Genomic DNA, 17,819 nt, shown 5'->3' on the forward strand with positions numbered 1-17,819 from the left:
GGGCCTCAGGGCGCCTTGAAGCGGATGGTTCTGCCGGCTCCCTGCTCGGGGCCGTCGAACAGCAGCAGAGCCTCCACGATCCCGTCCGCCTCGGTGAGCGGCAGCACCGCCTCGGGCTTCACCTTGGTGCCGTAACCGGGCAGGTCGATCAGCTTTTCAAGGCGGTCGCCCGCCGAATAGAACAGCGTGTAGTCGCCATCCGCCACCGCATCGTCCGGCGGATCGACCGCCGGTCCTGCGACGACGAGGAAGCCGTCGTGGAACGGCACGAGGTCGCGAATGCCGCGCGGCGTGCCTTTGGTGTCGGGACCGAGCTTCAGCCCGATCAGCTCGCTGGTCAGCGGCTTGTCGCCGAACAGCACATCGAGCGGCACGGACAGTATCCAGGCGGTGCCCTCGCTCACCGGCGTGCGCAGCCCGGCATAGAGCCGCCCACCACGCACCGCGATGCCCTCCACGCTCAATCCCTGCTCCGCGAGGGGTGCATTGCTCGTCGCGCTGATTTCGGGATGGGCCGCGATGGCGTCGTTGAGCCGGCCCGTCTCGGTGATCACCGGCGCCGGCCCGGTGATCGCTCCGTCCGCATTCACCGCATCGGCGAGGAAGGCGAGCCGAAACAGCCGCCGGCTCACCTGCGCCTTCGCATCCTGCTCGGCCGGATCCGCGCCGGGCTTGCGCGCTTCATGCCGCGGCCGCCCATGCGATCCCGCGACATAGAACGCGCCCTCGGTATAGGCGACGGCCTCGCCGTCGAAGTCGATCGCCTTGTCCCGCCCGTCCGGGCGGCGGAAGACATCGCTGACCAGCGGGATGAAGCTGCCCGCCCGGCCGCCATCCTGATCCAGCCGAACGATCTGGGTGCCCTGCGCCTCGTCGTCGACGATCAGGCACAAACGGGGAAAGCCCCTGTCCTGCGCACAGGCGATGCCGCTGATATCGCTGGCCTTCTTATAGTCCTTGCCGTCGAGCGAGCCGACCGGCCGATCCCTCTTCAGCTCGCCGAAGATCTCGCCGTTGAGCTTCCACTCCTGCGCCGCACCGACCGCCCCCGGCAGAACTCCAAGCAGTCCGAGGCTGACAAGCCCGATCCACAGAAACGACCGGGCGTTCCCGTTCGCGCGTTCAGCCATCATTGCCGTTCTCCCGCCCCCGCCCGACGATCAGCTCAGACGATCCCTAAGGTTATATTTGCTTCAATATACACTCAAAAGTTGTACGGAAAAGCCGGTTTGGGGTCTACCCCGCTGCCGCCCGGGCAATGGCCGCGACGGCCTCGCGATCGAACGGGAATCCCGCCTCGACCCATGCCTCCTCCGCGCGCTTGAGTGCCGCCCCGAGGCCCGGCCCCGGCGTCAGCCCCAGCGCGAGAAAATCGGCCGCCTTCAAGGGGAAGACGGGGATCGGCCAGTCGGCCGCGACTGCCGTCAGCGCCCGCCAGCCGGCATCGTCGAGCGCGGCGCCCGAGCGGGCAAAGGCGATCAGCGCGCGGTCCTGGAACGCCTCGCGCCCCATGCGGTAGACAAACGCCTTCTGCCCCTTCTCGCACATGCCCGGCGTCGGGGCCGGCCCGGCCAGCGCGGCAAGCCGCGCGCCTTCCGCATTGGAGAGCCGAAGCCCCTCCCGCAGTGCCTCCGCATCCTCCTCCGAACGCACCGCCAGCGCGCCGAGCCGGCGCACCGCATCCGCCGGCAGGCCCAGCGCGACCTCGATTTGGGCGAGCCGGGCGAAGGTTTCCACATCCCCCGGCCGCCCGAGCACCGGCTCCAGCAGTCCGGCCTGCTGCATGTCCGCCAGCGTCTCTCCGGCGCGCGGCGCGACGAGCAGCTTCAGCGTCTCCGCCCGCACCCGCTCGCGCGAGAGCCGTGAGAGCCCGCCGCGGTTGCGCATCGCCGCCGCCAGCGCCTCGGCGTCGAGCGGGCCGCGCCCACAGGCGGCGTGGAAGCGGAACAGCCGCAAGATGCGCAGATAGTCCTCGCGGATGCGCAGGTCCGCATCGCCGATGAAGCGCACCCGCCCCGCCTCGGCGTCCGCCGCGCCGCCGACGAAGTCGACCAGTTCGCCGGAGCGGGTGAGGTAGAGCGCGTTCATGGTGAAGTCGCGCCGCTGCGCATCATGTGGCCAGCTGCGGCCGAACACGACGCGCGCCCGGCGCCCGTCGGTCTCCACATCCTCGCGCAGCGTGGTCACCTCATAAGGCTCACCTTCCGCCACCAGCGTCACCGTGCCGTGCTCGATGCCGGTCGGCACCGCCTTGAGTCCGGCGGCAAGGGCCCGGCGCGTCACCTCGTCCGGCGTCGCCGTGGTGGCAATGTCGATATCGGAGCGCAGCCCACGCCCGATCAGCCAGTCGCGCACCGCGCCGCCGACGATGCGCGCCTCCTCGCCGTCGCGGTCGAGCGCGGCGAGCACGCGGACCAAGCCGGGTCGGCCCTCCAGCAGCCGGTTCATTCGATGTGTCCGGGGGTCAGCACGCCATCCTTCCAGGTGGGAGGCACATAGGCGCCGGTGGTGGGGCCACGGCTCGACAACTCGAACACGATGAGGCTGCCCGCCACCAGCAGAATGCCGACAATGGCGCTGAGCACGAAAGCCTGCGTCGACCAGCCTTCAAGCCAGCTATCCACCCGCCGCCCGAAGCGCAGATACAGCGCGAAGGCGAGGAAGGGCAGCAGGAACAGCCCAATTTCGGCGATAATCCGCGCCATCAGGTGTAGACTCTCTCATAGAGGCTGCGCAGGATGCCGGCAGTGATGCCCCATATGCGCCGCTTCTCATAGGTCATGGCGTGGAAGGTGCGCATCAGCCCGAGCCATTCGCGGCTCTCGCGCTGGTGATTGTCCGGGCTCATCAGGAAATCGAGCGGCACCTCGAACGCCTCGTCCACCTCGCCGGGGTTCAGCGTCAGGCCGAATTCCGGGCGCACGATGCCGACCACCGGCACGATGCGGAAGCCGGTGCGCGAGAGATAGGCGTCGAGATAGCCGAGCGGCGAGACGAGGGTCCGCGACAGCCCGACCTCCTCCTCCGCCTCGCGCAGCGCGGCGTCGAGCGGACCGGCATCGTCGGGGTCGATCTTGCCACCGGGAAACGAGATCTGCCCGGCATGGCTCGGCAGGTGCGCCGAGCGCAACGTCAGCAGCACGCTCGGCCGCTCGCGGGCGATCACCGGGACCAGCACTGCTGCCGCGCGCACCGGCAGCGCGTCGACCAGCGCGCGATATTCCGGCGTCAGCTCGTGGTCGCCGCGCGGCGCCTCGCCGGTGAGGTCCGGCTCGCGCAAAAGGCGGGCGCGGGCGCGGGCGAGGAAATCATCGAGCGACAGCGCCGGGGCAGAGGCACCGGGGCGCGTGATCGCCTCGGCGAGGGAATGCACGTTCTCAGGCACGGCGCTCATGGCATCCCTTCCACGGTGTCGACCGGCGCGAGAGCGAAGAACGCCCCGCCCGAGGCGACGCCGAACATCGCTCGCCCCCCGACCTCGCGTTCCTCGACCCGCTCGGCGAGGTCGAGAAACACCGGCCGGGTCAGCCGGGCCCACAGGCCCCGCCGTACATAGATATAGGGACGCACCTCGTCGCTGCCCGGCTGCGGGTCGAAACGCAGGGGATGCGCGCCGTCGCAGCGCACGAGATCGTCGAGATTGGTGCGGAAGACCAGCAGCGGCCCCGCCTCCCCGTCCTCCACGGTCGTCTCCTCCGCCGCCATGTCGACGGCGAGGAACGGCGCGTCCTCCACCGTGATGCCGAGCTTCTCCACCGGCGTCACCAGTTCGTAGCGCTGCCCCTCGCGCCGGAGCACCGAGGCGAACAGCTTCACCAGCGCCGGACGGCGGATCGGCCGGCCCTCATGGTGCCATCCGCCCTCGCGGTCGATTCTGATGTCGATTTCGCCACAATCGGGCGGATTCCAGCGCTCGATCGGCGGGAGGGCCCGACCTGGGGCGTCACCGACCGCACGCATCAATTCCTCGAATCGGGCGGAACCCTCTGAACTCACGGCCAAATCCCTGTCACACAGGCGTAATCGCGCTATCGTGATCCCCTGCCCGATAGTCGACGAGGTCTCAAGATAGCGTAAGCTCGCTCGTGAGAAAGCCCGCGCCGCCTGTATGCGCAACGCCCGCAGGTATCAGGCTAGTGCATTGCAATAGTTTTTGTTGCGGCGCAACATAGCCGGCGAGGTTCGGACAACAGACGGGGATTGAGGATCAGCTTATGACATCAGCCACCGGCGAGAATTTCGAATCCCTCGACGACATGATCGTCCGCGCGGCGGAAACCACGGCGGCCAATGTGCGCGCCGCCAAGGCCGGCATCGGCGCGGTCATCTTCGGCCAGGAGGCCGTGGTCGAGCGCACGCTCATCACCATCCTGTCGGGCGGCCATGGGCTGCTGGTCGGCGTGCCGGGCCTCGCCAAGACGAAGCTGGTGGAGACGCTCGGCACCGTGCTCGGGCTCGATGCGCGCCGCGTGCAGTTCACCCCCGACCTGATGCCCTCCGACATTCTCGGCGCCGAGGTGCTGGAGGAAAGTGCGGGCGGGCGCCGCTCCTTCCGCTTCATTCCCGGCCCGGTCTTCGCCCAGCTCCTGATGGCGGACGAGATCAACCGCGCCTCCCCGCGCACCCAGTCGGCGCTGCTGCAATCCATGCAGGAAGGCCATGTGACGGTCGCCGGCATGCGCCACGATCTGCCCAAGCCGTTCCATGTGCTCGCCACACAGAACCCGCTGGAGCAGGAAGGCACCTATCCCCTGCCCGAAGCGCAGCTCGACCGCTTCCTGATGGAAATCGACGTCGACTATCCCGATCGCGACGCCGAGCGGAAAATCCTGTTCGACACCACCAGCGCCGAGGAGACCAAGCCGAAGGCGGTGATGACGGCGGACGAGCTCGCCGCCGCCCAGCGCCTGGTGCGCCGCCTGCCGGTCGGCGAATCCGTGGTCGAGGCGATCCTCACCTTGGTGCGCTCGGCCCGTCCCGGCGCGGATGCCGGCGATCTCGCCAGGTTCATCGCCTGGGGGCCCGGCCCGCGCGCCTCGCAGTCGCTGATGCTGGCGGTGCGTGCCCGCGCTCTGCTGGAGGGACGCTACGCCCCTTCCGTCGACGATGTCGTCGCACTCGCCGAACCGGTCCTCAAGCACCGCATGGCGCTGACCTTCGCCGCCCGCGCCGACGGCGAGTCCGTGACCGGCGTCATCGCCAAATTGACCAGGCGCATCGGGTAAGGCGCATCGGCCAGGCGTTGTCCCGCCTCGCATGGCGGGCGACTTGCATCGAGAAGTGAGCGCGGACCACATCGGCCGCGCGTGACGTGACGGAGACCTGATCGGGTGGAGTTCGACGCCGATACCGCCGTTCGAAGCGCCGCACAGGACGCGGCTGGTCTCGTGGCGGCCATGCCCCGGCTGGTGCTGGAGGCGCGCAAGATCGCAGCCAGCGTCTATCACGGCCTGCATGGGCGCCGCCGCGCCGGCTCGGGCGAGAATTTCTGGCAGTATCGCCGCTTCATGGATGGCGAGCCCTCCGCGCGCGTCGACTGGCGCCGTTCCGCCCGCGACGATCATCTCTATGTCCGCGAGCGCGAATGGGAAGCCGCGCACACGGTGTGGATCTGGCCGGACCTGTCCAGCTCCATGGTGTTCGCTTCGCCGCTCGTGTGGGAAACCAAGCGCGACCGCGCCCTCATCCTTGCCTTCGCGCTGGCCGAATTGCTGGTGCGCGGCGGCGAGCGCGTCGGCATTCCCGGCGTCATGCGCCCCTCCGCCACCCGCAATATCGTGGAGAAGATGGCGGAATCCCTCGTTCACGCGCCGAGCCTGCCGCAGAGCCTGCCGCCTGCCTTCGCGCCCTCGCCGCTGGCCGAGGTCGTCGTGCTGTCGGATCTCTGGAGCCCGACCGCCGATGTCGTCGCCAGCCTGGTGAACCTCTCCGCCTCCGGCGCGCACGGCCATGTCGTGCAGATCTGCGATCCGGCGGAGGAGACCTTCCCCTTCTCCGGCCGCGTCGAATTCCGCGAGCCGGAAAGCGGCGTGCAGCTCACCATCGGCCGCGCCGAGACGGTGCGCGCGGAATACGTCGCCCGCGTCGCCACCCATCGCGCCACCATCCGCCGCGAGGCGGAACGGCGGACCTGGAGCTTCCTGATCCACCGCACCGACCGCCCGGCGAGCGAACTGCTGCTCGCTTTGCATGCGCGCATGAGCGGCGGCAGCTTTGGCGTCACCGCCCATCCCGAAGGCCGCCCGGAAGGCGCCGCCTCGGCCAGCGAGGAAGGGCACGCGGCATGAGCGGCTTGTTCGGCCTTCCCCTCGCCTTCGCCACGCCGATGGCGCTCGCCGCGCTGATCGGCCTGCCGCTGCTGTGGTTCATCCTGCGCCTCGTGCCGCCGCGCCCGCGCCGCATCGCCTTCGCGCCGACGCGGCTGCTGCTCGACATCCCGCCGAAGGAGGAGACACCGGCCCGCACGCCATGGTGGCTCACCGCGCTGCGCCTGCTGCTCGCCGCCATCATCATCTTCGCCGCCGCCGGGCCGATCTGGAATCCGCCGGTGGCCGGACCCGGCTCCACCGGCCCCACCGTGCTGCTGATCGATTCCGGCTGGCCCGCCGCCGCCAGCTGGGAGGCACGCCGCGCCAGCGCCGAGGGCGTGGTGGCCGATGCCGACCTCGAAGGGCGCGGCATCATCCTCATCCCCACCGGCGAGCCGCCGCTGGAGCCGCGCGTCATGGCGCCGAACGAGGCGCGTGAGCGGCTGCGCACCCTGGCGCCGGTAGCCCATGTGCCGGACCGCTCCCTCGCGCTGGCGAGCCTTCGCAAGGCGCTCGACGCCGCGCCGCAGGCTTCCGTCATCTATCTCTCCGACGGCGTCGCGCTGGAGGGCACGGAAGGTGTGCCCGCCGAAATCGCTGCGGCCGTCGGCAGCCATCCGCTTACCACCCTGGCCGACGGCGTGGACGAACCCCTCGCTTTGGCCGCGGCCGACAACGCCATAGACGCCCTCACCGTGAAGGTCGTCCGCGCCGACCGCGACACGCTCCCGCGCGCCGGCAGGGTGCGCGCGCTCGACATGCGCGGCCTTCCCCTTGGCGAGGTGTCCTTCGGCTTCGAGCCCGGCGCGCGTGAGACCGAGGCCCGCTTCGACCTGCCGGTGGAGATCCGCAACGAGATCGCCCGCCTCGAGATCGCCGACGAGCCCTCCGCCGGCGCGGTGCAACTGCTCGACAAGCGCTGGCGCCGGCGCGGCGTCGGCCTCGTCTCCGGCACCACGGCGGACCAGCGCCAGCCCCTGCTCGCGCCCTCCTACTACCTCACCCGCGCGCTCGCGCCGTTCGCCGATGTGCGTACCGCCGAGGGGGCCGGCAGCAGCGAGGCGGTGGACCGCTTCATCGAACAGAAGCTGCCGGTCATCATCCTCTCCGATGTCGGCACGCTCCAGCCCGAGACCCATGCCCGCCTTGCCCGCTGGATCGAGGGCGGCGGCGTGCTGATCCGCTTCGCCGGCCCGCGCCTCGCCAACGCCACCGACGACCTCGTGCCGGTCACGTTGCGGCGCGGCGGGCGCGTTCTCGGCGGCTCGCTGTCCTGGGAGCAGCCGCAATCGCTCGGCGGCTTCACCACTGAGGGCCCGTTCCGCGACGTTCCGGTGCCGAACGATGTCACCGTCGAGCGGCAGGTGCTGGCCGAACCGGACGGCCTTTTGGCCTCGCGCACCTGGGCGACGTTGTCCGACGGCACCCCGCTGGTCACCGGCGAGCGCCGCGGCGCCGGCACGCTGGTGCTGTTCCACGTCACCGGTGACACCTCGTGGTCGAACCTGCCCATGTCCGGCGCCTTCGTCGACATGCTCCGCCGCGTCGTCGCGCTCGGCGGATCGAGTGCGACGGAGATGGACAATGGCGGCGGCGCCGCCGCCCCGACCGGCGAGACCGTCGCCCCCAGCCGCCTGCTCGACGGCTTCGGCGCTTTCCATCCCTCCACCCCGACCGCGAAGGCCATTCCCGTGGGCTATAATGGCCGCGCCACCGCCGACCACCCGCCGGGCTTCTATGGCCCGCCGGACGGGCTCGTGGCCGTCAATGCGCTGCTGCCGCGCGACCGGCTGGTGGCGCTGGACCTCTCCGGCCTCGGCACGGTCCAGCCTTATCGCGCCGGCGTGCCGCGCGACCTGCGGGCGCCGCTGCTCCTCGCCCTGCTGGCGCTGCTGCTGGTGGATTCGCTCATCGTCTTCCTGCTCGGCGGCGGCCTTGCCCGGCTGGCGCCGCGCCGTGCGGCGACCACCGGGGCGCTCCTCTTCGCCTTCGCGCTGGCCGCAGGCTACACACCCGACCGTGCCTTCGCACAGGCGCCCCCCGCGCCCGTTGCCGCCGTAACCGGCGACAAGCCGATGTCGCAGGCCGAGATCGACTTCGCGGTGAAGGCCACCAACGCCACCCGCCTCGCCTATGTCATTACCGGCGACGCCGAGACCGACGAGGTCAGCCGCTCCGGCCTCAAGGGCCTGACCGACTTCCTCGGCGACCGCACGGCGCTGGAAGCGGGCGATCCGATGGGCGTCGACCTCTCGCGCGACGAGCTGTCCTTCTTCCCGCTGATCTACTGGCCGATCGTGCCCGGTGCCGCCAGGCCGACGCCGGCCACACTCGCCCGCGTCGATTCCTTCATGAAGCAGGGCGGCACTGTCGTCTTCGACACGCGCGACGCCGAAACCACCCTGCCCGGGTCCAATGGCGCCGGCACGCCGGCCAACGACACGCTGCGCGCCATCCTCTCCCGCCTCGACATCCCGGAGCTGGAGCCAGTGCCGCGCGACCACGTGCTGACCAAGGCGTTCTACCTGCTGCGCGACTTCCCCGGCCGCTTCACCGGCGGCGCGACCTGGGTGGAGGCACTGCCCGCCGCCGCGGAAGGCGAGGAGCGCCCGGCGCGTGCCGGCGACGGCGTCTCGCCGGTCGTCATCACCTCGAACGACCTCGCCGGCGCCTGGGCGGTCGGCGAGGACGGCCAGCCGCTGCTGCCCATGACCACGGGCGGTCCGCGCCAGCGAGAACTCGCCTACCGCGCCGGCGCCAATCTCGTGATGTACGTACTCACCGGCAACTACAAGGCCGACCAGGTCCACGTGCCGGCGCTGCTTGAGAGGCTGGGGCAGTGAGGATGGATCCCGCTTTCGATAACACCGTCATCCTGAGGTGCGAGCACAGCGAGCCTCGAAGGATGCTGGCGCAGGGGATCATCGGGGATGAGCATCCTTCGAGGCCCGGCTCCGCCGGGCGCCTCAGGATGACGTTGCCTGACCGGCACGGAGCCGCCGCATGAATCTCGGCCTCGCCTTCGACCCGCTGGTTCCCCTGCCCTGGCTGATCGGCCTCGCCGCGCTCGCCGGCGTGGTGGCGCTGCTCGTGGTCATTTCGCGCACCCGCGGCGCGGTGCTGCGCGCGCTCGCCCTCATTCTCGCCGTGCTGGCCATCGCCAACCCCTCGCTCACCCGCGAGGAGCGCGAGCCGCTCCCCACCGTTGTGGCCGTCGTCGTCGACCACAGCGCCAGCCAGGATTTCGGCGAGCGCACGCAGATGACGCAGGCCGCCCGCACTGAGCTGGAAAACCGGCTGGAACGGCTGAAGGAACAGGGCGCGGAGATCCGCTACATCGATGCCGGCGGCGGCGCCGGCGAGGTGGACGGCACCCGCCTGTTCACCGCGCTTTCCGCCGGCCTCGCCGACGTGCCGCCCGAGCGGGTGGCCGGCGCCATCTTCCTCACCGACGGGCGGGTGCACGACATCCCCGCCACCATCGCCGCGCTCGGCTTCCGCGCCCCGGTGCACGCCATCATCTCCGGCAGGGAGGGTGAACGCGACCGCCGCGTGGCGCTGACCTCGACGCCGCGCTTTGGCATTGTCGGCCAGAAGCAGACCATCGGCTACCGCGTCGAGGACGAGGGCGCCCCGGCCGGCGCGCGCGTTCCCATCACCGTACGGCGCGACGGTGAGGTGGTCGCCCGGCCCATCGTCACCGCCGGCCAGCCGGCCAATGTCGATGTCGAGATCACCCATGCCGGCGCCAACATCGTCGAGATCGAGGCTGCCGCACTGGAAGGCGAACTCACCCCGGTCAACAACCGCGCGGCGGTGTCGATCGACGGCATTCGCGACAAGCTGCGTGTGCTGCTGGTCTCCGGTGAGCCGCATGTGGGCGAGCGCACCTGGCGCAACCTGTTGAAGTCGGACGCCAATGTCGACCTCGTGCACTTCACCATCCTGCGCCCGCCGGAGAAGCAGGACGGCACGCCGATCAACGAATTGTCGCTGATCGCCTTCCCCACGCGCGAGCTGTTCCAGCAGAAGATCAAGGATTTCGACCTGATCATCTTCGACCGCTACGCCCAGCAGGGCGTGCTGCCGATGATCTATTTCGACAACATCGTGCGCTATGTCGAGGAAGGCGGCGCGCTGCTCGTCGCCGCCGGCACCGACTATGTCTCCGACGGCTCAGTCTACAACACGCCGCTGGAGGCCATCCTGCCCGCCGCGCCGACGGGGCAGATGAGCGAGGCGCCGTTCCGCGTGAAGCTCACCCCGTCCGGCCAGCGCCATCCTGTCACCCGCGCTTTGCCCGGCTCGCAGAACGACCCGCCGAGCTGGGCGCGCTTCTTCCGCCTGATCGACACTCAGGGCGCGCGCGGCACCAGCGTGATGGACGGGCCGGACGGCAAGCCGGTCGTTCTGCTCGACCGCGTCGGCGAAGGCCGTGTGGCGCTGCTGCTGTCGGATCATTTCTGGCTGTGGGCGCGCGGCTTCGAGGGCGGCGGGCCCTATATCGACCTGCTGCGCCGGCTGTCGCACTGGCTGATGAAGGAGCCGGACCTCGAGGAGGAGCGCCTCAAGATGGTCGCCCATGGCGGCGACATCGTCGTCGAGCGGCAGACCATGGCCGACACCGCCCCGCAGGTGACCATCACCACGCCGACGGGGGCGACCCGCCAGCTCGACCTGACCGCCGCCGAGCCCGGCCTGTTCCGCGCCACCTTCCCCGCCGACACGCTCGGCCTGTGGCGCGCCACCGACGGCACGCTAACCGCGCTGGTCAATGTCGGCCCGCTCAACCCGCGCGAGTTCGCCGAAGTCACCTCGACGACCGAAGCCCTGCGCCCGACCATCGAGGCGACCGGCGGCGGGGTGTGGCGCATGGCGGCGCTCGACGGCGGCGTGCCGCGCGTCATCGCCGTGCGCTCGGGCGAGCGCTTCGCTGGCGAGGACTGGATGGGCTTCGCCATGCGCGACGTCTCCGTCGTGCGCGGCCTCGGCCTGTTCCCGCTGTTCGCCGGTTTCTCCGGCCTGCTCATCCTCATGGCCGGCGTCGCCGCCGCCTGGGCGCGCGAGGGACGCTGATCCCACAACGCTGATGCCGGGTCTGGCCGGCGCATGCATCGCGGGCCATGCTCGCCTTCCGCGAATCGGAAGGGAGCGCCCTCATGAGCCTCATCCGCGGCTTCATCGCCGCCAGCCTCGACGGCTACATCGCCGACCGCGACAATGGCATCGGCTGGCTCGCGCCGTTCGACGAGGTCGATTACGACTATGCCGGCTTCATCGCCAAGATCGGCACGGTGGTGATGGGCCGCGGCACTTTCGAGGTAGTCGCCGGCTTCGAGGGCGGCTGGCCCTATGCCGGCAAGCGCGGCATCATCGTCACCTCGACGCCGCTGGCCGACGCCCCCGCCGGCGTCGCGGCATGGCATGAGGGGGTGCCGGCGCTGATCGCCCATCTGCGCGCGCAGCAGGGGACCGGGACAGGCGACGTCTGGGTGATCGGCGGGGGCGGGTTGCAGGCGGCATTCATCGAGGCCGGCGCGCTCGACCGGCTGGACCTTTTCGTCATCCCTGTGCTGCTCGGCGACGGCGTGCCGCTGTTCCCGAAGACGCAGGCCCCGCCGCGTGCCCTCTCCCTGGAGGCCAGCCTGGCGCTCGACAAGGGTATGGTGCGCCTGACCTATCGCCTGGACGGGCCGCTCGCCACGGCGTGAGCGGGCTCAGCCGGTGAACGGCACGATCTGCTTCTCGAAGATCTGCACGCCGATGCCGGGCTTGGAGGCGCAGTAATATTGCCGGGCGATCTCGTTCACCAGCGCCGCGCGGGCGGCATTGCTGCCCGCGATATGCTTGTCGAGCCACTCATCGGGAACGGTGAGCGCCATGCCCGGCGCTAGGCGGCACAGGATTATTCGCAACTCGTCGCCGTTCACGCAGGCCTCCCCGGATCGCGTCTTGCCTCGGCAAGCCTATAGGACGCCGCCGGCGAGGAGTTCAAGCCGCGGCGCTAGGCGCGTACCTGCAAAGGCTCGGCAACCGCGAAGCCCTTGCGCACCGCGCCGCGCACCGCGTCCAGCGGCGTCTCGTCCAGCGCACAAACCAAAACGCGCGCGGGATCGACCGGTCCGGGAAGCTGCACCTGGCCGTGCGGCACGCGCTTGAAGCCCATGCGGCCATAATAGGGCTCGTCGCCGACCAGCAGTACCAGGCGCGCGCCGTCGGCCTTAGCGGCCTCCAGCGAGCGCTCCACCAGCCGCCGGCCGATGCCGTGCGAGCGGAACGGCGGCTCAACGGTGAGCGGGCCGAGCAGCAGCGCCGGCACCTCGCCGATGACGATCGGGGTGAGGCGCACCGAGCCGACCAGCATCGTGCCGATATAGGCGGTGAAGGACAGGTCGCGCCGGTGCGGATTGCCCTCGCGCAGCCGATAGGCCGTGCGGGCGAAGCGGCCCGGCCCGAAGGTGCGGGCCACCAGCCGCTCGATGGCGGCATCGTCGGCGGGATTGTCGGTCAGCAGGGTGATGGACAGTTCGGTCATCGGAACTCTCGGCGCTTAGGGCTCGGCAGCAAGCCGCCCCGAGCGGCCGGAATCACGGCCGCAGGCGGGCGAAAACGAGAAGGCACGCGCGCGCGGTCGCGCTGCGGGCACGCTCGTCTCGTCGTCGCTGGGCCGGCATCCGATACATGATGGCCATCCGTGGAAAGGGCCGCCCGCATAGCACGGGAGAGTGGGGAGGTCGAGGGCGTTCGCATTCGTGGCTTGCCGCGACCGGGAACGTCTCTTATAAGTTACGAATGTCTACTATAGTTGACGACACAGGCACCCGCATCGCCGACCGCCTCCGGCTGGAGCGCGAAGCCCGCGGTTGGTCGCTGGCCGATCTCGCCAAGCGGGCCGAGGTCTCCAAGGCGACGATCAGCAAGATCGAACGCGAGGAGATGAGCCCGACGGCGACGACGCTGGTCCGGCTCGCCAGTGCCTTCGGGCTCTCCCTCGCCGGCCTGCTGCTGCGCGCGGAAGGCGGCGAACGGCTCGCCCGCGCCAGCGACCAGCCGGTATGGCGCGATCCCGCGACCGGCTATCTGCGCCGGCAGATCTTCGCCCGGCCCGACCATCCGGTCGAGCTGGTGGAGGTCGAACTGCCGCCCGGCGCCCGCGTGGAGCTTCCGGCCTCCTCCTATGCCCATATCCGCCAGGTCCTCCAGCTGCGGGCAGGCGAGCTGGTGCTGATCGAGGGCGGTCGTCGTCATGAGATCAAAGCCGGCGACTGCCTCGGCTTCGGCCCCCCGGCCGATGTCGTCTTCGCCAATGAGACCGCCCTGCCCTGCCGCTACATCGTCGCCCTCACCCGGCTGTGAGTTCCACCATGCCCGATCTCATCATCCGCCGGCTCGACCCCACACCCGCCCTCATCGACGCCCTTGCCTCGCTGCTGGTCGAGACCGTGGCCGGCGGCGGCTCGGTCAGCTTCATGCACCCGCTGAGTGTCGAGAAGGCCACCGGCTTCTGCCGCGCCGCGCTGGAGGCCGCAGCGCGCGGCGAGCGCATCGTGCTCGGCGCCTTCCTGGACGACATGCTCGCCGGTACCGTCACGCTGCAGCTCGCCCTGCCGGAGAACCAGCCGCACCGCGCCGAGATCGCCAAGATGATGACGCGCCCCGCCTTTCGCGGCCGGGGCATTGCCAGCGCCCTGCTGCGCGAGGCCGAGCGGCTGGCCACGGAACGTGGCCGTACGCTGCTGGTGCTCGACACCGCAATCGACGGCGGCGCGGCCGGGCTCTATGAGAAGCACGGCTTCGTCCGTGCCGGCGAAATCCCGGACTTCGCACTGAAGCCGCAGGGCGGCCTCACCGGAACGCGGCTCTATTTCAAGCGGCTCGAACCGCCGGCGGCATGAGAACTCGCGCGCTCAATCGGCGGCCAGCATCACGTGCCGGGCGCGGCCAGCGTCCTTGGCGCGGTAGAGCGCGAGGTCGGCACGGCGCATGAGCGTCACCTCGTCCTCCCCCGGACGCACCACGGCGCTGCCCACCGAGGCACGCACCGAGAGCAGACGACCGTCGATCTCGTAGGGCGCGCCGAGCTGTTCCACAAGGCGAGCGCCCAGCATCTCGGCGCCCGAGGGCTGCGCTGCGCCGATCTGCAGCACGGCGAACTCGTCGCCGCCGAGCCGGGCGGCGAGGTCGCCGGCCCGCAGGCTGGCGCGCAGCCGCTCCGCCGCCGCGCAGAGCAGCGCGTCGCCGGTGGGATGGCCGTGCTGGTCGTTGACCTGCTTGAAATGGTCGAGGTCGATGCAAAGCAACGCCGCCGGCGTCCCCTCGGCAGCGCGGACGATGGTCTCGCGCAGGCGCTGGGAGAACAGGGTGCGGTTGGCGAGCCCGGTCAGCGGGTCGTGATGCGCGAGATGGTGGATGCGCGCCTCGGCGCGATGCCGCTCGGTCGAATCCTCCACCGTCGCGAGTCGGCCGCCGTCGGGCGTCTCGTCGAGCTCGATCTCGAATACGCGTCCGTCCGACAGGCTGAGGGTGAAGAAGGCAGGTGCGGTGTGCGGCAATGCGTCGATCGCCGTGCGCAGCGCGCGAATGTCGACCGCCTTCACGCTGCCGGCGGCAACTGCCGCGCGGGCGAAGTCGGCGAGCGTCACCCCGACCAGCTTCACCCTGTCGGGGATATTCAGCAGCTCGCGCAGGCGCGGATTGACCACGGCGATGTGGCCGCGGCGGTCCAGCATGCACACGCCCTGGTTCAGATGTTCCATCGCCATGGCGAAACGCAGATCCTGCTCACGGCCCTGACGCTCGGCCTCGGCGAGCCGGCTATGGCTGCGGATCTGCCACACGCCGAGCAGCACCACGCCCGCCAGCCCCAGTTCGGCGAGGCCCGCCCCGGCCACGATCACGATCGCCTCCTGCTGCCAGCCGCCGAGCACATCCGTCGCCGCCCGCGTCACCTGCACCTCGACCGGATAGGCCTCCACCTTGTGGACGGCGGAGAAGTCCATCGGCTCGGAGACGACATGGTCGATGCCGTGCCCGAGCGAGGAGAGCGGCAGCGAAGCCGCCAGCGGGTGGCCCGCGCCGTCCTCGGGCCGTCCGCTCAACGCGGGAAAGCGCGCCAGCACGTCGCCATCGATATGCACCAGCGAGATGACGTCGCCCGACGTGGCCGCGACGGTGCCGTAAAGCGACTCGAAATAGCGCAGCCGGACCGCGCCGATCACCACGCCGAGAAACTCGCCTTTGGCCCCCGAGACGCGCTGCGCCATGTGGATCGTCCACACCTTGCCCTCGGCGTCCGTGAGCGGCGCCGAGACATAGCGGGCGTTTGGATCGCCATCACGCAGCACGGTAAAGAATTCCCGGCCGGCGAAATTGCCCTCGGGCAGCGGCAGCGGGTGCGAATGGCCGACCACTTCCCCCTTGTCGTCGATCATCGCGATGAGTTCGACATGGGCGAGACCGGCGATGCGCTGGCGCAGTTGCTCGTGAATGTCCTCCTGCTCCCGCTGCCCGCGGAACGCCTCCGCCGTGTCGATCTCCTGGTTGCGCAGATCCTGCTGGACGCCGTTCTGCACCGTATCGAGCGACTGGAAGGCGCGCTCCGCCTGGTCGGCGAGCACGAGCGCCATGCGTCGGAGTTCATCCTCGACGCGATGGATGGCGGCGTGGCGGAATTCGAACAGGATGACGACCACGCCCAGCGCCAGCAGGATTCCCAGGCCGGTCCCGACCAGCACCAGCTGCCGGCCGAACCAGCGCGGCGCGGCGCGCCCTCCGCCGTCCGACGGCCGTGGCGATGATTGGCTGATCTCACCCATGACGCTCTCGCGGAATATTCCCATGATACCGCGCGCCGCGCGAGTCCGGCAAACTAGCTGATCATGGTCCCCGGCACACCCGCCCGTTATCGCCGGCAGTGGCCATGGTTAAGAGAAGACACGCGCCCATCCGATCTCGGTCAGCGAGTTCTCAAAGCAGCGTTAACCGGGCTGGAGGTTCTCTACCTTTATACCACAGAATCGATTTGAACGGCTTCGTATCTGCTGCGACACTACTCCCCTGTCCGCCCTCAAGGGGATCCGTCATGCCCACGAAGCTCTCCAGCTGGGTGGCCTTTCTGAACATCGACGCGGAGACCGTGGCGGCTCTCGGCACGCTGTCGGACTTCCTCGAGCCACGCATCGACGCCGTACTGGACACCTTCTTCGACCGACTGCTCCAGCAGGAAAACGCGGCGCGACTGTTCGAGGACCCGGCGCTTATCGTGCATGTGAAGGCCGTGCAGCGACGACACTGGATGGAACACGTCTTCACCGGCAATTTCGACGAGACCTATCTGAACGTCACCCGTGCCATGGGGCGGCACCATTTCCGCCTCGGCGTCGACCCGCTGTTCTTCTCCTCGTCCTACGGGGTGGTGCTGAGCGAACTCACCATGCTCATCACCCGCCACTTCATCGACCAGCCCGAGTTGCTGCCGAAGATCCTGGTGGCGCTCAATCGCGTTGTGTTCATCGATCTCAGCGTCGCCAGCTCGGTCTATTACGACGCCTATATCGACGACGTTGAACGCCTCGCGCGCGAATTCAACTTCAGCCTCGCGCGCGCCGGCGAGTACCGCGAATATGAGGGCGGGCTGCATCTCCTGCGCGTCGGCCATATGTGCCGCGCCATCGCGCTTGCCGCCGGCCGCGACCGGCAATGGGCCGACATGCTGCGCATGGCAAGCCCTCTGCACGACCTCGGCAAGATCGGCGTGCCCGACAGCGTGCTGATGAAGCCCGGTCCGCTCGACGAGCGCGAGCGCGCGCTGATGCAGCGCCATCCGCAGATCGGCGCGGAGATCATTCCCGATCACCCCGCCCCGCTCATCCGCATGGCGCGTCGTATCGCCCTCACCCATCACGAGCGCTGGGACGGGGCAGGCTATCCCAAGGGCCTCGCCGGCGAGGACATCCCGCTGGAAGGGCGCATCACCGCGATCTGCGATGTCTATGACGCCCTGCTCTCCCGGCGCCCCTACAAGCGCCCCTGGAGCCGCGAGGCGGCCGCCGCCTATATTCGCGAGAACAGTGGCGCCATGTTCGACCCTGCCCTCGTCGAGATATTCGTTGCCAATCTCGCCGAGCTGGAGCGCATCCAGGATTCCTACGCCGAGCTGCCCGCCGACGCGCAGACCGGCGTGCGTGAGGGCCGTCGCCGCGCCAGCCTTTGGGAGGAGCTCATCGAGGAGCCCGTCGGCTTCACCTGGATGATGCGCCCTACGGAGATCAGCTCCACCGTGCCCGATCCGGCCTGACGCCGGGCCTGCCGCATTCCGGCGCCGGCATTCGTGCAAGGCTCTTCCGGCCGGCGCGCACACGGTTCCCCGTGGCATGGGGCCAATTCCGCTCTAGGTGACATACCCATAAGGGGATTCCCAGCGGAGCATTGTTTTGATTCACTGATCTCAGCCCTGGAGGTTGAGATGGCGCGCTTTGACCTGACGGATTTCGAGTGGTCGGTGATCGCACC

At 69.8% G+C, this 17,819-nt stretch carries 16 protein-coding genes; 8 read left to right on the top strand and 8 right to left on the bottom strand.

Features of this window, described 5'->3' with window-relative positions; genetic code table 11:
* Positions 1-5: 5 nt before the first annotated feature.
* From ACO2RV_RS19670 to ACO2RV_RS19690, 5 genes are all read right to left on the bottom strand, one after another.
* The gene (locus ACO2RV_RS19670; RefSeq protein ID WP_423295938.1) at positions 6-1,133 is read right to left on the bottom strand and encodes a DUF3616 domain-containing protein; all 1,128 of its coding nucleotides are present in this window, start codon (positions 1,131-1,133) and stop codon (positions 6-8) included.
* 103 nt (positions 1,134-1,236) lie between these two features.
* Positions 1,237-2,448 (bottom strand): CCA tRNA nucleotidyltransferase, encoded by a 1,212-nt coding sequence (locus tag ACO2RV_RS19675; RefSeq protein WP_423295939.1) that lies wholly within the window; start codon positions 2,446-2,448, stop codon positions 1,237-1,239.
* Positions 2,445-2,705 (bottom strand): DUF6111 family protein, encoded by a 261-nt coding sequence (locus tag ACO2RV_RS19680; RefSeq protein WP_423295940.1) that lies wholly within the window; start codon positions 2,703-2,705, stop codon positions 2,445-2,447. Before ACO2RV_RS19680 ends, ACO2RV_RS19675 begins: the two co-directional genes overlap by 4 nt.
* Entirely contained in the window at positions 2,705-3,394 is a 690-nt protein-coding gene (locus tag ACO2RV_RS19685) for a CoA pyrophosphatase (RefSeq protein WP_423295941.1), read from the bottom strand. Before ACO2RV_RS19685 ends, ACO2RV_RS19680 begins: the two co-directional genes overlap by 1 nt.
* Complete coding sequence (locus ACO2RV_RS19690; protein ID WP_423295942.1) at positions 3,391-3,960, bottom strand: DUF1285 domain-containing protein; 570 nt, start codon at positions 3,958-3,960, stop codon at positions 3,391-3,393. Before ACO2RV_RS19690 ends, ACO2RV_RS19685 begins: the two co-directional genes overlap by 4 nt.
* A gap of 254 nt (positions 3,961-4,214) precedes the next feature.
* Between ACO2RV_RS19690 and ACO2RV_RS19695 the strand changes: the two genes are divergently transcribed.
* The 5 genes from ACO2RV_RS19695 to ACO2RV_RS19715 all read left to right on the top strand — a co-directional run bounded on the left by ACO2RV_RS19695 (position 4,215) and on the right by ACO2RV_RS19715 (position 12,019).
* A complete protein-coding gene (locus tag ACO2RV_RS19695) occupies positions 4,215-5,225 on the top strand; it encodes an AAA family ATPase (protein WP_423295943.1) in 1,011 nt (336 codons plus the stop codon).
* A 105-nt stretch (positions 5,226-5,330) separates the two neighbouring features.
* The gene (locus ACO2RV_RS19700) at positions 5,331-6,287 is read left to right on the top strand and encodes a DUF58 domain-containing protein (protein ID WP_423295944.1); all 957 of its coding nucleotides are present in this window, start codon (positions 5,331-5,333) and stop codon (positions 6,285-6,287) included.
* A gap of 5 nt (positions 6,288-6,292) precedes the next feature.
* Positions 6,293-9,151 (top strand): DUF4159 domain-containing protein, encoded by a 2,859-nt coding sequence (locus ACO2RV_RS19705; RefSeq protein WP_423295956.1) that lies wholly within the window; start codon positions 6,293-6,295, stop codon positions 9,149-9,151.
* Between the two features lie 160 nt (positions 9,152-9,311).
* Positions 9,312-11,384, top strand: a complete 2,073-nt coding sequence (locus tag ACO2RV_RS19710; RefSeq protein ID WP_423295945.1) for a hypothetical protein — start codon at positions 9,312-9,314, stop codon at positions 11,382-11,384.
* A gap of 83 nt (positions 11,385-11,467) precedes the next feature.
* The gene (locus ACO2RV_RS19715; protein ID WP_423295946.1) at positions 11,468-12,019 is read left to right on the top strand and encodes a dihydrofolate reductase family protein; all 552 of its coding nucleotides are present in this window, start codon (positions 11,468-11,470) and stop codon (positions 12,017-12,019) included.
* A 6-nt stretch (positions 12,020-12,025) separates the two neighbouring features.
* Here the strand turns inward: ACO2RV_RS19715 and ACO2RV_RS19720 are convergent, their stop codons facing one another.
* Together ACO2RV_RS19720 and ACO2RV_RS19725 are read right to left on the bottom strand one after the other, a co-directional pair.
* Complete coding sequence (locus tag ACO2RV_RS19720; RefSeq protein WP_423295947.1) at positions 12,026-12,238, bottom strand: hypothetical protein; 213 nt, start codon at positions 12,236-12,238, stop codon at positions 12,026-12,028.
* Between the two features lie 74 nt (positions 12,239-12,312).
* Complete coding sequence (locus ACO2RV_RS19725) at positions 12,313-12,843, bottom strand: GNAT family N-acetyltransferase (RefSeq protein ID WP_423295948.1); 531 nt, start codon at positions 12,841-12,843, stop codon at positions 12,313-12,315.
* A gap of 257 nt (positions 12,844-13,100) precedes the next feature.
* Here ACO2RV_RS19725 and ACO2RV_RS19730 point away from each other — a divergent pair, with 257 nt between their 5' ends.
* Together ACO2RV_RS19730 and ACO2RV_RS19735 are read left to right on the top strand one after the other, a co-directional pair.
* Positions 13,101-13,664, top strand: a complete 564-nt coding sequence (locus tag ACO2RV_RS19730; protein WP_423295949.1) for a helix-turn-helix domain-containing protein — start codon at positions 13,101-13,103, stop codon at positions 13,662-13,664.
* 8 nt (positions 13,665-13,672) lie between these two features.
* Positions 13,673-14,203, top strand: coding sequence for a GNAT family N-acetyltransferase (locus ACO2RV_RS19735; protein ID WP_423295950.1), 531 nt, complete (start codon positions 13,673-13,675; stop codon positions 14,201-14,203).
* Positions 14,204-14,215: 12 nt separating this feature from the next.
* On the opposite strand, the gene ACO2RV_RS19740 is transcribed toward ACO2RV_RS19735, so the two are convergent.
* Positions 14,216-16,123 (bottom strand): diguanylate cyclase domain-containing protein, encoded by a 1,908-nt coding sequence (locus ACO2RV_RS19740; RefSeq protein ID WP_423295951.1) that lies wholly within the window; start codon positions 16,121-16,123, stop codon positions 14,216-14,218.
* A gap of 266 nt (positions 16,124-16,389) precedes the next feature.
* Here ACO2RV_RS19740 and ACO2RV_RS19745 point away from each other — a divergent pair, with 266 nt between their 5' ends.
* Positions 16,390-17,604 (top strand): HD-GYP domain-containing protein, encoded by a 1,215-nt coding sequence (locus ACO2RV_RS19745; protein WP_423295952.1) that lies wholly within the window; start codon positions 16,390-16,392, stop codon positions 17,602-17,604.
* Positions 17,605-17,819: the final 215 nt, after the last annotated feature.

This window comes from Ancylobacter sp. VNQ12 (genome assembly GCF_049445835.1).
In the GTDB taxonomy this organism is placed as follows: domain Bacteria; phylum Pseudomonadota; class Alphaproteobacteria; order Rhizobiales; family Xanthobacteraceae; genus Ancylobacter.

Excerpts from the sequence above, each read along its gene's own strand:
- ACO2RV_RS19730 (WP_423295949.1), top strand. The coding sequence starts at position 13,101 with ATGTCTACTATAGTTGACGACACAGGCACCCGCATCGCCGACCGCCTC.
- ACO2RV_RS19680 (WP_423295940.1), bottom strand. The coding sequence starts at position 2,705 with ATGGCGCGGATTATCGCCGAAATTGGGCTGTTCCTGCTGCCCTTCCTC.
- ACO2RV_RS19690 (WP_423295942.1), bottom strand. The coding sequence starts at position 3,960 with ATGCGTGCGGTCGGTGACGCCCCAGGTCGGGCCCTCCCGCCGATCGAG.
- ACO2RV_RS19675 (WP_423295939.1), bottom strand. The coding sequence starts at position 2,448 with ATGAACCGGCTGCTGGAGGGCCGACCCGGCTTGGTCCGCGTGCTCGCC.
- ACO2RV_RS19715 (WP_423295946.1), top strand. The coding sequence starts at position 11,468 with ATGAGCCTCATCCGCGGCTTCATCGCCGCCAGCCTCGACGGCTACATC.
- ACO2RV_RS19710 (WP_423295945.1), top strand. The coding sequence starts at position 9,312 with ATGAATCTCGGCCTCGCCTTCGACCCGCTGGTTCCCCTGCCCTGGCTG.
- ACO2RV_RS19735 (WP_423295950.1), top strand. The coding sequence starts at position 13,673 with ATGCCCGATCTCATCATCCGCCGGCTCGACCCCACACCCGCCCTCATC.
- ACO2RV_RS19745 (WP_423295952.1), top strand. The coding sequence starts at position 16,390 with ATGCCCACGAAGCTCTCCAGCTGGGTGGCCTTTCTGAACATCGACGCG.
- ACO2RV_RS19685 (WP_423295941.1), bottom strand. The coding sequence starts at position 3,394 with ATGAGCGCCGTGCCTGAGAACGTGCATTCCCTCGCCGAGGCGATCACG.
- ACO2RV_RS19725 (WP_423295948.1), bottom strand. The coding sequence starts at position 12,843 with ATGACCGAACTGTCCATCACCCTGCTGACCGACAATCCCGCCGACGAT.
- ACO2RV_RS19740 (WP_423295951.1), bottom strand. The coding sequence starts at position 16,123 with ATGGGTGAGATCAGCCAATCATCGCCACGGCCGTCGGACGGCGGAGGG.
- ACO2RV_RS19670 (WP_423295938.1), bottom strand. The coding sequence starts at position 1,133 with ATGATGGCTGAACGCGCGAACGGGAACGCCCGGTCGTTTCTGTGGATC.
- ACO2RV_RS19695 (WP_423295943.1), top strand. The coding sequence starts at position 4,215 with ATGACATCAGCCACCGGCGAGAATTTCGAATCCCTCGACGACATGATC.